We start from the raw sequence: 15,836 nt of genomic DNA, 5'->3' as shown, positions 1-15,836 counted from the left end.
TGCTTGCTCGGGAAAGGAAAAACAGTCGCGCAGGAGTCAAGAAAATGTCTGCGGGCCTCCCAATTTGTCATAGAACTTTACAATAACCTTTGCCTGGACCCAGAACCGCTCTTGGCATTCGGCGCATTTTGCCCATGATGCGCGGCGGAGGAGGCCAGATTCTGGCCTGCCACTCACGTGGCGAAACAGACGACGACAGGGGAGGTCCACATGTCAGCCGATACCACCTATCCACCCTCAGACGCTATGGCGTCAGGCGCTCATGCGGATAAAGCAAAATATGATGAGATGTATGCGCAATCTGTGTCTGATCCTGAAGGTTTTTGGCGGGAACATGGTCAGCGCGTCGATTGGATCAAGCCCTATTCCAAGGTGAAAGACGTTAGCTATGCGCCGGGGAACGTCAGCATCAAGTGGTTTGAAGATGGTAGTCTCAATGTGGCCGCCAACTGCATTGATCGGCATTTGGCCGAGCGTGGTGATCAGACGGCGATTATTTGGGAACCGGATAGCCCAGAGGATGAAGCGCAGCATATCACCTACAACCAGTTGCATCACGACGTCAGCAAATTCTCCAATGTTTTGAAAGAACTCGGCGTTGGCAAAGGCGATCGTGTGGTGATTTACATGCCGATGATCCCGCAAGCGGCCTATGCTATGCTGGCCTGTGCGCGGATTGGTGCCATCCACTCGGTCGTTTTTGCAGGCTTTTCTGCTGACGCTTTGGCTGCACGCGTGAACGGGTCGGAAGCGAAAGTCGTCATCACAGCGGATGAAGCGCCACGCGGTGGTCGAAATACGCCATTGAAGACCAATGCGGATACAGCGTTTGAGAAGATTGAAGTTGATTGCAAGATGCTCGTCGTGCGTCGCACTGGCGGTGACGTTCCAATGACTGCGGGGCGCGATTACTGGCTGCATGAGGTGGAAGAAACCGTCAGCGCCGATTGCCCACCCGAGGAAATGAACGCCGAAGATCCGCTGTTTATCCTATACACCTCTGGCTCCACAGGGATGCCGAAAGGCGTTGTGCATACGACAGGCGGCTACATCGTTTATGCCTCCATGACGCATCAATATACGTTTGATTACCACGACGGCGACATCTTCTGGTGTACCGCTGATGTCGGCTGGGTCACGGGCCACAGCTATATCGTCTATGGCCCACTAGCGAATGGCGCGACGACTGTGATGTTCGAAGGTGTGCCGACTTATCCGGATGCTGGTCGTTTTTGGGCTGTGTGCCAGAAACATAAGGTGAACCAATTCTATACGGCGCCAACCGCGATCCGTGCTCTGATGGGGCAGGGCGATGAGTGGGTCAGCAAGTACGATCTGAGCGATTTGAAAGTGCTAGGAACGGTTGGCGAACCGATCAACCCAGAGGCATGGAATTGGTATCATGAGGTTGTCGGCGGCGGGAATGTCCCGATTGTCGACACATGGTGGCAGACAGAAACCGGTGGTCACTTGCTGACCCCGCTTCCAGGTGCGACCACAACCAAACCAGGTTCCGCCACATTGCCATTCTTTGGCATCCAGCCCGTGATCCTCGAGCCGACAACGGGCGAAGAGATTAACGATACAGCGGCCGAAGGCGTGCTTTGTATGAAAGACAGCTGGCCTGCTCAGATGCGCACGGTTTGGGGCGATCATGAGCGGTTTGAGAAGACCTATTTTGCGGACTACAAAAACTATTACTTCACTGGTGACGGCTGCCGTCGCGACGAAGATGGGTACTATTGGATCACGGGCCGCGTGGACGATGTGATCAACGTCTCGGGTCACCGGATGGGCACGGCTGAGGTTGAAAGCGCTCTGGTGGCGCATCCGAAAGTCGCGGAAAGCGCAGTTGTTGGCTATCCGCACGACATCAAAGGGCAGGGAATTTATGCCTATGTGACCTTGATGGGCGGAGAAGAGCCGTCTGAAGAGTTGCGCAAAGAGCTGGAAACTTGGGTGCGGTCAGAGATCGGTCCGATTGCCAAACCCGATTTGATCCAGTGGGCGCCGGGACTTCCAAAGACTCGGTCCGGCAAGATCATGCGCCGTATCCTGCGCAAGATCGCGGAGGATGACTTCGGTGCGCTGGGGGATACATCGACCCTCGCGGATCCATCGGTCGTTGATGACCTGATCGAAAACCGGATGAACAAATAAATGCAAAAGGCTCGGAGAAACTTCCGGGCCTTTTCGTATCAGCTGCGGCTCGCCAACATCAGTTCCACGCGTTTGACCTCTCGAATGATCCGGTCGGCCTGTATTTGTGGCATCAAGCTGAACTTTAACGATGCGGCGACGATGATCAGCACTCCGCCAGAGATGCCCCATTTGACTGCGGCCAGTACTTCTGTCGTTCCAAAGAAATTATAGGCGCACCAGACGCCAATAAAGAACAGCGTAGCCTGTACGATCATGATCACCCAAGTCACCCAACCGAGCTTGCCAGAAAACTGGCTGAGCCCCAGTTCAAAATACCCCAGTTCGTCTGTTTCCTTCATCATCTCGCGGTCTTTTTCATCCAAAGCGTCACGAATGAGGTCATCAATTTTTGCCATGGTTCGATCCTTCCAAAATGGCCCGCAGATTGCTGCGCGCGTGCATAAGGCGTGTTTTGACAGTTCCCACGGGGATGTTCAGCGCCGCTGCAACTTCCGATGTGGTCATGTCTTCGAGGTAGAAAAGCGCAAGGATCGCCTGATGATCCTTGGACAGTTGGTTGATCGCTTTGCGAACAGAATAGGCATCGGCGGCGATTTCACCCAAGGGCTGACCCACGTCTTGGTGTTCATCGGTCAGCGCGGTTTTCAGGGATCGTTCTTTCTGCTTTGCCCTGATAACCGCCGCGACTTTGCGCGTCACAATTTGTAGCGCAAACGCCCGGATCGCTTCTGGATTCTTCACGGTATCCAGCGATCTGAAAATGTCGGCCCAAGCAGCCTGCACCATATCCTTAGCCTGTTCTGTATCACCGGTCAGACGTGTGGCATGGCGCATCATCACAGGCGAAAGCAAGCGAACGAGTTGGGCCATCGCCCGCTCGTTGCCAAGCTTGGCGGATGACAATAGATACGCTTCTAACGCACGTTCTTTCGCCCGGTTGGATGCCAATTCGCTTTTCATATCTCTTAAGTGTGCGCAAAGCGCGGACCGGTTCAAAGCTATTTTTTAGGTCCGAGTGTGGTTGGAAATGTCGCGAATCAATCTCAAACCACCGATTTTGGGCCATTTGCCGAGCTTGATCCGAATTCGCGAAGCCCGACTTGTCGAAAGTTTCCCGTATCTCTTGCGATCTTGCAGCTTATTTCGCGTCTCCGGCAAAAGTTGACCTTAACGTCGGGTCAGGTCGAAATCTCCCTTGCCATTTCAATGATCTAGTCGTTGGATATTTTATCGGCGCCTGTAGGGCGCGTGACATGATGAAACGAAGGGTCACGTAAGAGGACCCTCTGAATGGGAGACAATTCATGACATTGAAATCAATTTTAACAGCCACAACAGCGGTCTCATTGATTGCAGTTGGTAGCGCTGCATGGGCAGATGGCCATGCAACACACCCAGTCACCGGCGAAACGCTCGCCTCGGACCAGTCCTTTACTTATCGCGATCTGGATGAAAGCCCATCCATCGATCCGGGCACGGCGGAAGACAGTGCCGGCGGCGACATTCTGCGCGACCTTTTTGAGGGCCTGATGAACCAAGCACCTGACGGCACGCTTGTTCCTGGTGTTGCGACCAGTTTCGCCTCAAGCGATGACGGCCTCGTTTACACCTTTACCCTGCGCGACAACGCTAAATGGTCAAACGGTGATACGGTGACTGCCGGTGATTTTGAATATGCATGGAAGCGTGCCGCGTCTCCTGAGCTTGCGTCCCCATATTCTTGGTTCATCGAGTTGATGTCGCTTGAAAACGCGTCCGAAGTTATAGCTGGTGACGTTGATCCGTCGGAACTTGGTGTTACTGCGATCGACGATACAACTTTGGAAGTTCGTCTGACGCAGCCATTGCCATACTTCGCGCAAATGACCACACATTTCACAACCTTCCCTGTACATCAGGCAACCATCGAAGCCCATGGCGACGATTGGACGAAGCCGGGCAACATGGTGTCAAACGGTGCTTATGTTCTGTCTGAGCATGTGCCGCAGGAAAAGCTCGTCCGCGTTCGGAACGAGAGCTACTGGGACAATGATGCAACGATCATTGACTCTGTGACATCACTGATCATCAACGACGAAGCGGTTGCTTTGACCCGCTACCTTGCAGGCGAATTGGACCGCACCGATGTGCCTGCTGGTCAGTTCCCTCGTCTGCAGGCAGAGTACCCAGAGCAAGCGGTCTCTGTTCCGCTCGCATGTTCTTACTACTACATGTTCAACCTGCGTGATGGTGCGCCTGAAGAAATCCAGGATGCCAACGTTCGTAAGGCGCTGAGCCTTGCGATTGACCGTGATATCATCACCGAAAACGTCCTCGCCGGTGGTCAGGAATCTGCATATACGTTCACACATTGGGCAACGGCAGGCTTTGAAACTCCAAACATTCCAATGGCTTCCATGACGCAGGAAGAACGGAATGCGATGGCCAAAGAGCTGATGGCAGAAGCAGGTTATGCTGACGGTGGTCTTGAAATTGACCTTGTCTACAACACCTCTGAAAGCCACAAATCTGTCGCGATTGCTGTGTCCCAGATGTGGAAGCAGACACTTGGTGTTGAAACCACATTGGCCAATCAGGAATGGCAGACATTCCTCGAAGCACGCTCTAACGGTGACTATGAAGTTGCTCGAGGCGGCTGGTGTGCGGACTACAACGAAGCGTCCACATTCCTAGATCTGATGGACTCCGGTTCCGGCTATAACGACTCCAAATACGTGAACGCAGAAGTTGACGCGTTGCTGGCAGAAGCAAAAACAGCCGATAATCCGCAGCCGAACTATGACCGCGTGGAAGAGTTTATCGCTCAGGACACACCGATCATTCCAATCTATCACTACGCATCGGTGAAGATGTTTGCGGAAGACCTAAAAGGCTGGCCGTTCGATAACTTCCAGCAGAACTGGTATTCTCGCCAGCTCTACAAAGTCGCTGAATAATCAGCTTTGACCTTGCGCCGCGCCTCTACTCAAAGTAGGGGCGCGGCACTTCTTTTTGTCGTTAGACAGATGCGGAACCTTTTCGAATGCTAGGCTATATCCTGCGGCGGCTTGCCATCGCGATCCCTGTTCTGCTGATCCTCGTGGTCCTCAGTTTCATCCTGATGTACACCGCGCCCGGTGGACCGTTTAACTCTGACCGACCACTACCGCCCGAAGTGATGGCAAACATCGAAGCCAAATACGGGCTGGACCAACCGTTCTGGAAACAGATCGCGACCTACGTCTGGAACGTAACCACACAGTTCGATTTTGGGCCTTCATTCCAGTACAAGAACCGCACAGTAAACGACATCATCGCACAGGGTTTCCCTGTGACATTGACCTACGGGTTTTGGTCATTCGTGATTGCCGTCACTTTTGGTATCTCGCTTGGCGTTGCAGCTGCTATCCGCCAAAACACATGGCTCGACTATACAGCAGTCGGCATTTCGATTGGCGCACAGGTGTTGCCGAACTTCGTTATGGCGCCGTTGCTCATCATGTTCTTCACGCTTTATTTGGGATGGCTACCGGGCGGTGGCTGGGAGGGCGGACAGTGGAATTACGTGATCCTTCCTGTGACAGCTCTTGCCACCTCTTACATGGCGTCGATTGCGCGGATCACCCGATCTTCGATGCTAGAAGTCTTGAACACCAACTTCATCCGAACGGCTCAGGCCAAAGGGCTTCCGAAACAGCAGATTATTGTCCGGCACGCTATGAAGCCGACGTTGATGCCAGTGCTGTCTTATCTGGGGCCGGCATTCGTGGGTATGATCACGGGGTCGGTTTTGATCGATGTGTTTTTCTCCACTGGCGGGATCGGGCAGTACTTCGTGAACTCCGCCTTTAACCGAGACTACTCCGTCATCATGGGTATCACGATCCTCGTTGGCGCCCTGACCATAATGTTCAACCTGGTCGTGGACCTGCTTTACGCATGGATCGATCCGAAGATTAGGTACTAAGATGCTTCTAAACAGAAACGCAGTATCCCAGCTGGAAGACGTGCCCATCGAGGCCGTCAAAGGTCGTTCGCTTTGGGCGGATGCCCGCGCGCGTTTTTTTCGGAACAAAGCTGCGACTGCGTCGCTTTTCGTGCTGATTGCTTTAGGTCTATTTGCGCTCTTTGGGGGTTTGCTTGCCCAGTATGAGCGTGATTTTGTCGATTTCACATTGATTGGTAGCAACGCCTATAAGGGCGTCCCATCGATTGAAACCGGACATTATTTCGGAACAGATAGTTCTGGTCGCGATCTTTATGCCCGCGTTGTTCAGGGCACAGGTATCTCTTTGATGGTTGGTATCGTTGGCGCGCTCGTGGCTGTCGTCGTCGGCACGCTGTTTGGTGCGTCGGCCGGGTATTTTGGTGGCAAGATCGACAATGTGATGATGCGTTTTGTCGACATCCTGATGTCGATCCCATTCATGTTCGTTCTGATCTTGATGCTGGTGATCTTTGGTCGCTCCATTTTCATGCTGTTCGTTGGCATTGGTTTGATCTCATGGCTCGACATGGCGCGGATTGCGCGAGGCCAAACGCTTTCGATCAAGAACAAAGAATTCGTTGAAGTCGCCGTGGCAACAGGAGTGCATCCGCTTCGGATCATCTTGCGTCACGTTGTGCCGAACCTGCTCGGAATCGTCATCGTCTATGCGACGCTTTTGATCCCGTCGCTGATTATTTTTGAAAGCTTCATCAGCTTTCTTGGTCTTGGTGTGCAAGAGCCGAATACCTCGCTTGGCGCTTTGATTTCCGAAGGGGCGGAGCAAATGCAGTATGGGCTGACATGGCAACTGTATTTCCCAATCGCTTTCTTCGTGATCACGATCTTCGCTTTCTTCTTCGTAGGTGACGGCTTGCGCGATGCTCTCGACCCGAAGGACCGCTGAAATGGCTCTGTTAGATGTAAAGAACCTATCGATAACGTTCGAAACACCGGATGGAGATGTCGAGGCCGTTAAGGGCATAAACCTGTCGATTGAACCTGGTGAATGCCTTGGCATCGTGGGGGAAAGCGGATCGGGTAAGAGCCAAACTATGATGGCGATCATGGGTTTGCTGGCGAAGAATGGTGCGGCCACGGGCTCTGCAACGTTCAACGGTCAGGAAATGCTGAACGTCTCTGTCGCCGAGGCGAATAAGGTTCGAGGCGCTGATGTCGCGATGATCTTTCAGGACCCTTTGACCTCGCTTACGCCGCATCTGACCGTTGGCCAACAAATGCGTGAAGTTCTGGATGTTCACCGGAACTTAAGTGGCGCGGAAGCCAAGAAGTTGTGCCTCGATTGGTTGGAGCGGGTGCGTATTCCTGAGGCCAAACATCGGATTGATCAGTACCCCCACCAGCTGTCTGGCGGGATGCGACAGCGGGTCATGATCGCTATGGCGATGCTGTGTTCGCCAAAGCTGTTGATTGCGGATGAACCCACCACGGCTTTGGACGTGACGGTTCAGGCTGAAATCCTCGATCTTATGGCGAACCTGCAGAAAGAGGAGAACACCGCGATTGCCTTGATCACGCATGATATGGGCGTGGTTGCGCGTATGTGCGACCGGGTTGCTGTCATGCGCCACGGTGAATACGTGGAAGAAGGCCAAATCGACGCGTTGTTCCACAACCCGCAGCACCCCTATACGCGCATGTTGCTTGACGCGATGCCGCGGATCGACCGACCACATGAGGCAGCGGAAGTGACGCTGACGCAGTCCGAAAATATCCTCAACGTCAAAGATATGAATGTGAAGTTCGACATTCGTGTTGCGGGTGGGCTGTTTGGCAAAAAGCTGCCCCTCCGCGCTGTAGATGGGATCAGTTTTGATCTCGCGCGTGGGGAAACACTGGGTATCGTCGGTGAGTCCGGTTGTGGCAAGTCCACGCTTGCACGTGCAGTCTTGCAGCTGGTGCCACCGACCACAGGCTCGGTCTTATGGATGGGGCGCGAAACCGCGGGGCTTGACCGCCAAGCGATGAAACCATTGCGCAAAGATTTGCAGATTGTGCTCCAAGACCCGCTGGCAAGCCTTAACCCGCGGATGACCATTGCTGCCTCCATTGCTGAGCCGTTGAAGACATTCCAAGCTGAGCTGTCGTCGAATGAGCGGATGCACAAGGTTGCTGAGATGATGGAGCGGGTCGGCTTGGATCGCAACATGATCAACCGTTATCCGCATGAGTTGTCGGGCGGCCAGAACCAGCGTGTTGGCATTGCACGAGCAATGATCAACCGCCCTGAATTGGTAATCTGTGATGAAGCTGTAAGTGCGTTGGATGTGTCAATCCAAGCGCAGATTGTCGCCTTGCTGAAAGAGTTCCAAACCGACATGGGTCTTTCTATGATGTTCATCAGCCATGATTTGTCCGTGGTGCGCGACATATCGCACCGGATCATGGTGTTGTATCTTGGGCGCGTGGTCGAGCTTGCTGATAGGGATACGATCTATACGAACCCAATTCACCCCTACACAAAATCATTGATTTCAGCGGTACCCATTCCTGATCCGCGTATTGAACGGACCAGACCACGCATCCAGTTGCCAGGGGAGTTGCCTTCACCACTGGATCCAGGTGCGGGCCTTCGCTTTTTGCCGTCGAAACGGCACTGCGACCCAAACTACCGCCCGCAACTCAACGAAGTTGCACCCGGACATTGGGTCGCCGAGCATGATAGCTTAGAAGAGATCATGGAAACTGAAGCTCGGCAGCTAGCGAGTTAATAATCCCGCTCAAAGAATATCCCGATACTGGATTCACCGTCGCTGTCGACGGTGCCTTTGGCGGTGACGCTTGGCGATATATCCAAGTTCAAGTTGATCTCGGTTGAACCGTCACTTGAGACTGTCACGTCGGTATAGAGGTTCTCACCCAAATACGCGCCAGCGCGGACGGCCGCATTTCCATCGCCGTCGAGGATGATGTCAAAGTCGTCCAAGCCAAGGTCTTCGCGGAAGCTGTTTAAGGCGCCTCCGCCGTTTCCGGCCAAGGTACTCACGGCTGATGCCAATCGTACCGCTTGGAAAGGTGTGATTTCGTCCAAGTTTCGCCCAAAGATCAATTGTGCGAGGGCTTCGTCGGGTGGCAAGTCAGGGTCAGACTCAAGTCCGATTTCCGGTTCAGAGAGCGGCCCTTCGATGATGATCCTAATGTTCGTGCCGGTCGGGGCCTCGGTTTCGGCGACGAGCCGGATGTAAGGAATGAAGTCCCCTTGGATCGTGGCACTTCCCTCGGTCAGATCGAACCGTTGCGTCAGGATACTCAATCGGCCGCGGATCAAATCAAACTGTCCAATTGGTGCGACAATGTTGGTTGTGCCAGCCAATGTCAGCCCGCCGCCAAGCTCCGCGTCCAAGCCGCGCCCGCGGATGAATATGCGAGATGGCGCGTTGACCGAGATGTCCAAACGATAGGCTGGTCCGGAGTTCGCAGTATTCACCTTGGTGGATTGCGGGGCGGTCAAACCGGCTCGGGCGATGGTTTGATCTACAGCAGCGGATTCCCCGATGTGAATGACCTCCGGCAATTCGCCTAAGCGTCCAACGCTCGAGGACGGCACGCGAACTTCCGTCTCGCCAAGCTCAAGAGCGCCCGAGATGGTCGCACCTCCTGCGAGCGGCCCTTGCACGCGAATACCGCCATCCACACTCGTTTCGAAAAGCGTAGGATCGCGCAGGACGACGTTGTTAATATCGACTGAAATATCGCCGTTGAACGGGGCCTGCAGGGAAACAGGGCCTGATATTTCTATCCCGCCTCCAGTGACCACCGCGGCGGTCATATCAACGGCCGCGTTGCCGTTGGAGAGTTGGACGAGGCCAGTGATATTTTCAAGCGCTTCTTCAAAGGTAGGCAACGTAAGGCGCGTACCGCTCGTGGATATGGTGCCAGAGACCGACGTCACTGCTGGAGGGCCGACGATGGCCAGATTGACGTCTGCAAATCCAGAAATGCGACGCGGTGCGATCGCGTCGTTCATAAGGTCGAGCGGACCGCCACCTGTCACGATCAGGTCGAGATCAAAGCCGTCGTATATTTGGCCATCGACCTGCGCGTTGATCCCGCCTGGGCCTTGCGCATCGACGTCTATGTCCCAAACGCCTGCACTCCTTTGAGCGTTGCCGGTTGCTGTCAACGGGCCTGATACGACGTCGGTGAAAAGACCAATATCTCTTAGCTGCGCAGAGAAATCAGCTGTGCCGGCCGAACCATCTGTTTCGATATCCGCATTGATCTGAACTTCGGCGGTTTCGACGACGAAGTCTTCAAGGAGGAAGGTCCCTGCATCCCGCTCGACCGAGCCGCTCAAACTGCTTTCGCCTGCGATCAGTTGGTCGACCGTTGGATTGCCTATACCCAGGTCGGAACCACTGGCGGAAACATCAAGGTCGATGACTTGCAGGTCTGACTGAACGCTTCCGCTAACGTCCGCAGAGATGCTCCCAGTAAGAGGTAGGCCCGCGATGCCTTGAAAGGGTTCGAGGGAAGCAATCATAGCGGAGGCCATGCCATCCAGAGAAAGGATGCCCTCGTTTCGGACCAATTCGACGTCTGCGTTTACGTCTATTCCTTCGCCTTCGATAACTGCCGTGATCGCGGTTTCATTTTCTACTTTGCGTGCGGTGATCTCAGCTGAGATAGGGCCGGTGACGCCGGGAATGACCAGTTCTGGCTGCAAGAGGTTTGCGCTCAATACGCCTTCTATATCCGAAGGCAGACTGGCTGCGCCTTTCGCATCCAAGGTCAATGCATCTGTTTCAAACGACAGTTCTTTCAGAAGGTACCTATTTGTCCCAACACGGGCGAGATCGGCGATCAAACGACCCGGTCCCTGTAGCAACGGATCGATCCTTTCATCGCCGATTTGCAGGTCAGTGGTCGTCGCGGTCATCTCCGCATCAATCCTCTGTCCGTCATCCAACAGGACGCCTTGGGCACTCAGTTCGATCGCGCCGCCTATGTCGCGCTGGGCAATGCGAGCGTAGGTAGACAAATCCGAGACAGCGGCTTCGATTTGCCCTTGCAACGTGTTGCCTGTGTCGTTGAGGCTATATGTACCGCTTCCAGAAAGCGTTGCATCTGGTATCTCGCCCGCTGCATCAAAAACAAAATCTCCCGCTTCGTTCTGTGATGCATTCACTGCAACTTTCGCGGCACCGGAGATACTAGGCTCGACCAAACCGAGGTCTGTAATTTCCGCCGTTAGCGCGACATCGCTTTCGATTGAGGTCAGGATGGCACGTCCCGAGATTTTGACCGCAGGCGTTTCCACGAACAGATTGTCGACCCGGGTACCTGTTGTGTCTCTGCCGAAATCAGCGGCGACGTTCCCGCGTCCGGCGAGCAGTGGATCGATCCGGTCTTGGCCGATCGCCAAATCTTGAGTGGCGCCGAGAAGCTGGACATCAAAGATGCCATCAAGTGGCCGGACCGTGCTCAAAATCTCGAGAGCGCCGCTGCCATCTAATGGCAGGCCAATCAGTCCCGCAAACCGCCCTAAGTCAGACGCAAGCAGACTCACTTGGCTTTCGATCTCTGGACCGCCCGAGGTCCGAATGACCCCGTTCGCTTCTGCGGCTATTCCTGGTCCCTCGAGCGTAAAACTATCGACAACTAGCTCGCCGTCGGGTCCATTTGCAATTTCCAAAACGCCATTGATCCGCTCGCCCAAAGCGTCGCCCAAATCTTCGCTTCCGACTGCGATGCCGTCAGCCAGATATGTGAAGTTAGCGTCAAACTGTCGTTCCAATTCGCGAATAATGCCGGAACCGTCCAGCGCAATTGTCTCAATGCTCAAGTCGCCGCGCGAAAGATCAGTCAGATCGAAAGAAACTGTGAACTCATCAGAAACTGATGCGTCAAAGGCCACTTCGAATTGCATTTCTTGAACGTAAACCTTCTCGCCCGGGATCGGTAACAAGACCGGCGAACCATCAGGTGTGGCCATCGTTCCGGTTAAGTCCAGTCGACGAGGCCAACCGGTACTTGCGATCTCTGCAGAACCTTCAAGCTGTAAATGATCTGCTGTCATCTCCAGCTGATCGACAACAATCGCCCCGTCGTCTGACAATTGGACCGACGCAACTAAAGAGACATCAGGTCCAAAGAATTCAGCGTATTCAGGCGGGAGCAGGGGGGTAATGTCACCATTTAGGGCGAGAATAATGCTTTGCGTACCGTTTTCACTTTTCAGTGTGAAAGTTCCAGACAGACGCTCAACACCGTTGGTCGCGAGGCTAAGGCTCGCGGTGAAATCGGTGATCGGGCCGTTGCCCTCGATCTTGAGTTCAACCGACGGGTCGCCCGGAAGGCGCAGCATATGCGAGACAATCCCGCTTGGTGCTTCCTGCAAATCGACATTCACATCGAGGAATTGCGTTTCATTGCTGTAACTTCCAGCAACAAGAAACTGCCCCTCGACGTCATCGAGCCGTGTCGCCGTCAGGTCTACGGACCCCTCACCGTTATTCAAATCGGCACTGCCGTTGACGGTGAAATCGATAGCCTCGCCAAGAATTGTCTCCCCTAGTTCAACGCGTTCGATGACAAAGCCGTCTACTTTCACGCTGAGGGGAAGTTCGGGGAGGCTGAACGGGGTGGCCTCCGCGGTTGGCGTCGTGGTCTTCGGTTCGCCGACAGGGCGTCGTTCGATGATGAGTAGATCAGCGGAAAGCTCGTTTATGTCGATGGCGCCGAAAACAAGCGCCGTTTGGCGCCATTTCAGCTTGGCGTTTTCCATAATGAGCCAAACGCCATCCTCGTCTGCAATTGTCAGACGGTCAAAGCCGGGGTTGCCGGTGATAACGCCGCTGAACCCGTCGATGGTTACGGTTTGATTTTCGGTCGACAGGCTTTCTTCCAAAAGGTTTGTGATGAAGCCTTTGTCTTCTTCCTCTTGCGACTGAGCCCATAGGGCAACTGGCCAGAACAGGAGAAGGGATAGGATAAACCAACGCATCAGAATGCTTGTCCTATGCCGATGTAGAACTCGACACCACGAAAGGCGTCATCCCCATCTGCGGGTGTCGCCACATCGAGGCGAAGCGGGCCAATGAAGGTGTTATATCTGACCCCGATGCCAAGACCGCTATGGGAGTCACCAGACTGTCCGGGCGTTGATGAGCTGCCGACATAGCCATAATCCCAGAAGCCCACGACACCGAGATTGTCGCTGATTGCGTATCGTGCTTCCAGTTGAGCGCCAAGGAATGACCGGCCACCGGTTGTGACGTCGCCTTCGGTCAGACCCAGATCATTGTAAGGTTGCCCCCGCACCGTGCCACCACCGCCGGAGTAGAATAAGAAGTCCGCAGGGGTATTTTCAATTTCAGCGCCGATTAAACTGCCGACTTGCAAACGGCCCGCTAAGGTCAGTTGGTCGTCCGATCCGATGCTGCGATATCCGCGTGCGTCCAATACGATCCGCCCGCCCTCGCCACCACCTTGAAGCCCAATGAATGGTGTTGCGAGGGTATCCACAAAATACCCCGACTTTGCGTCTTTCTCATTGTCTCGGCGGTCGAGCTCCAGCCCGAACGGCAATGTCAAAAGGGTGTAGGATCGGGTCTCGATGTCTGTTGCTTCGCGTGCTCGCAGGATCGCAAAGCCCGCTTGGCCGATGATGTCATCCCCAATTAAGCGGGTTGCGCCGACACCAAATCTGAGACGATCCAGAAGATAGTCGGGTTCGTCCTCACGCGAGACGTTAGCTGTCGCCAAGAGAGTCGTGTCGGGGCCGTAGATAGCTGGGACACTCAGGCTTGTCGCAAGGCGGTAGTCCACGCCGCCTGTGAACCCGCCGATGCCCGCGATCTCTCCCTCGACGCGAAAACGTTCAGCGCCGCCGAACGCATTTCGGTGCATCCAAAAGGAGGTCACGTGGAGACCTTCAACATTTGAGAATTCCAAGGAGAACCCGAAACGGCGCGGCTTTGATTCACGAACCTGCGCCGTCACCGCAAGAGTGTCATTTGGGCCGATCTCCTCGGCTTCGATCAACGCAACGCCGTCAAAGGCACCGGCGCGCCGCAGACGTTGGGTGACGGTATCTATGTCCTTAGGGGAATAGATCCCGCCCGTCGGAAACCCAGCGATCCTCTCAATTGCATCGGTTCGGACATTCTCGTTACCGGCGACAGTGAATTCCCCAAAGGTCAGGACAGGCCCGGGTGAAATTGCCACGGCCACGTTAAGCTGCGTGTCAATGTGGTTCGCAACGATAGCTTGATTGGTCACCACCGCTTTGGCGTGGCCGCGGTTGCGCCATTCGTTGACGCCCGCTTGTGCGCCGTCCTGGATCAATCCAGACAGCGCGGGCTCATCGGTTGCCAAGTCTTTTGGCAGCTCTGTCCCTTCAGCGAGCGGGCTGTAGTTGATCGAGCCGAATGCGAACAATGGCCCCGGATTTACGGAGATATTGACTTGCGCAATCTGGGGCGGCGCGAAAAGGGGTTCTAGCGTTGCCGCTTCGCGCCCGTCGATCAGGATCGAGATCGTGCCGCCGTAATAACCATAGGCGTAAAGAACCGTCAGCAATCTGCGATAGTCGGCAAGAGCGGCGGCAACAATATCTTGCGAAATTGCCTCTTCTAATCCAGCGGTTTCGATGGTGAGTGAGTCTTGCCGAAGGGTCCGTTCGAGCGCTTCATCTTCGCTATTCACGAAAAGCGAAACGTCTTGGGAAGACGCGGGCGATGCCCAAATCGTCATGAGACCAATAAGAAGCCCGAAGCGTTTCATGCCCACCCAAATCAAACGTTCAATTAGACATTAGCCATTCCACGTCAGAAGGGAAATGTCGTAGCGCAACTTTCTTTTTGATTGTGCGCGGTTTCGAACGGGCCGCGCGGTCAGGAAAACGGATCGACTGGATATGTGACAGCGGCGAGGTACAAGCCCTCAGGCGGACAAACAGGGCCACAGGCGCTGCGTTCTTTGGCTTCAAGAGCTGCGCGCACATCATCTGGTTCCCACGCGCCCGCACCCACGCGTTCCAAGGTGCCGACAAAACTGCGGACTTGGTTGTGTAGAAACGACCGCGCGCGAACGTGAAATTGAAAGAGCGTGCCGTTGTCTAGCTCACTACGCTCGATGTCGAGGGTATCTAAAGTGCGAACGGGGCTGTCCGCTTGGCAGATGGAAGACCGAAACGTTGTGAAATCGTGACGACCCAGCAGATGATTTGCACCTTCCTGCATCGCGTCCAGATCAAGGGCGTGATTGATCCGCCACATCGTGCCTTTGTCAAACGTCAAAGGCGCACGGCGGCAGATGAGCTTGAACAGGTATCGCCGTTCAACGGCTGAGAAACGGGCGTGCCATTCGTCGGATACTTCTGCGCAGTCAACAATTGCTACCGGATCGGGTTTGAGGTGGTAATTAAGCGCCTCCATCAGGCGGAATGGCTCCCAATTCTTCGCCAAATCACAGTGCGCCACTTGTCCGGTCGCGTGAACCCCAGCGTCAGTGCGCCCTGCCGCTGCAATCGTGTGTTCGCCGGGCTCTAACTTGGCCAAAGCAGCTTCGATCGCGCCTTGCACGGTTGGCTGATCCGCTTGCCGCTGCCACCCCGCAAAGGGGAGGCCATTGTATTCAACTTTTAAGGCAAAACGAGGCATGGGCGGGCTTTAGGGGGGAGAATGGCGAAAATCAATCCCTACCCAAGTCCTGTGGTGATGCTTATCTTGCAGCCGTTGACGTT

General features: G+C 54.6%; 10 protein-coding genes. 5 read left to right on the top strand and 5 right to left on the bottom strand.

What is annotated here, in order from left to right; genetic code table 11:
* The first annotated feature begins 210 nt into the window (after nucleotides 1-210).
* Complete coding sequence (gene acs, locus BUA85_RS07925; RefSeq protein ID WP_072900272.1) at nucleotides 211-2,160, top strand: acetate--CoA ligase; 1,950 nt, start codon at nucleotides 211-213, stop codon at nucleotides 2,158-2,160.
* Nucleotides 2,161-2,198: 38 nt separating this feature from the next.
* Here the strand turns inward: acs and BUA85_RS16515 are convergent, their stop codons facing one another.
* Both BUA85_RS16515 and BUA85_RS07915 read right to left on the bottom strand, forming a co-directional pair.
* Nucleotides 2,199-2,558, bottom strand: a complete 360-nt coding sequence (locus tag BUA85_RS16515) for a DUF6768 family protein (protein WP_083526198.1) — start codon at nucleotides 2,556-2,558, stop codon at nucleotides 2,199-2,201.
* Nucleotides 2,545-3,123 (bottom strand): RNA polymerase sigma factor, encoded by a 579-nt coding sequence (locus BUA85_RS07915; protein ID WP_072900271.1) that lies wholly within the window; start codon nucleotides 3,121-3,123, stop codon nucleotides 2,545-2,547. The genes BUA85_RS16515 and BUA85_RS07915 overlap by 14 nt, the downstream gene beginning before the upstream one ends.
* A gap of 344 nt (nucleotides 3,124-3,467) precedes the next feature.
* Between BUA85_RS07915 and BUA85_RS07905 the strand changes: the two genes are divergently transcribed.
* The 4 genes from BUA85_RS07905 (at nucleotide 3,468) to BUA85_RS07890 (ending at nucleotide 8,859) form a co-directional block, all read left to right on the top strand.
* Entirely contained in the window at nucleotides 3,468-5,099 is a 1,632-nt protein-coding gene (locus BUA85_RS07905; RefSeq protein ID WP_072900269.1) for a peptide ABC transporter substrate-binding protein, read from the top strand.
* 86 nt (nucleotides 5,100-5,185) lie between these two features.
* Nucleotides 5,186-6,109, top strand: a complete 924-nt coding sequence (oppB, locus tag BUA85_RS07900) for an oligopeptide ABC transporter permease OppB (RefSeq protein WP_072900268.1) — start codon at nucleotides 5,186-5,188, stop codon at nucleotides 6,107-6,109.
* Between the two features lies 1 nt (nucleotide 6,110).
* Complete coding sequence (locus BUA85_RS07895) at nucleotides 6,111-7,034, top strand: ABC transporter permease subunit (protein WP_072900267.1); 924 nt, start codon at nucleotides 6,111-6,113, stop codon at nucleotides 7,032-7,034.
* 1 nt (nucleotide 7,035) lies between these two features.
* The gene (locus BUA85_RS07890; RefSeq protein WP_242649009.1) at nucleotides 7,036-8,859 is read left to right on the top strand and encodes an ABC transporter ATP-binding protein; all 1,824 of its coding nucleotides are present in this window, start codon (nucleotides 7,036-7,038) and stop codon (nucleotides 8,857-8,859) included.
* Here the strand turns inward: BUA85_RS07890 and BUA85_RS07885 are convergent.
* From BUA85_RS07885 to truA, 3 genes are all read right to left on the bottom strand, one after another.
* Nucleotides 8,856-13,094 carry a translocation/assembly module TamB domain-containing protein gene (locus BUA85_RS07885; RefSeq protein ID WP_072900265.1) on the bottom strand — a complete coding sequence of 1,413 codons (4,239 nt, stop codon included), beginning with the start codon at nucleotides 13,092-13,094 and terminating at the stop codon, nucleotides 8,856-8,858. The two genes, BUA85_RS07890 and BUA85_RS07885, sit on opposite strands and share 4 nt — an antisense overlap.
* Complete coding sequence (locus tag BUA85_RS07880; protein ID WP_072900264.1) at nucleotides 13,094-14,875, bottom strand: autotransporter assembly complex protein TamA; 1,782 nt, start codon at nucleotides 14,873-14,875, stop codon at nucleotides 13,094-13,096. Before BUA85_RS07880 ends, BUA85_RS07885 begins: the two co-directional genes overlap by 1 nt.
* Before the next feature lie 110 nt (nucleotides 14,876-14,985).
* The gene (gene truA, locus BUA85_RS07875; protein ID WP_072900263.1) at nucleotides 14,986-15,753 is read right to left on the bottom strand and encodes a tRNA pseudouridine(38-40) synthase TruA; all 768 of its coding nucleotides are present in this window, start codon (nucleotides 15,751-15,753) and stop codon (nucleotides 14,986-14,988) included.
* Between the last annotated feature and the right edge of the window lie 83 nt (nucleotides 15,754-15,836).

This window comes from Cognatiyoonia sediminum (assembly GCF_900129845.1).
Classification (GTDB): domain Bacteria; phylum Pseudomonadota; class Alphaproteobacteria; order Rhodobacterales; family Rhodobacteraceae; genus Cognatiyoonia; species Cognatiyoonia sediminum.
Note: the sequence above shows the minus strand (reverse complement) of the source record. Positions and strands in the feature narration are given on the sequence as shown.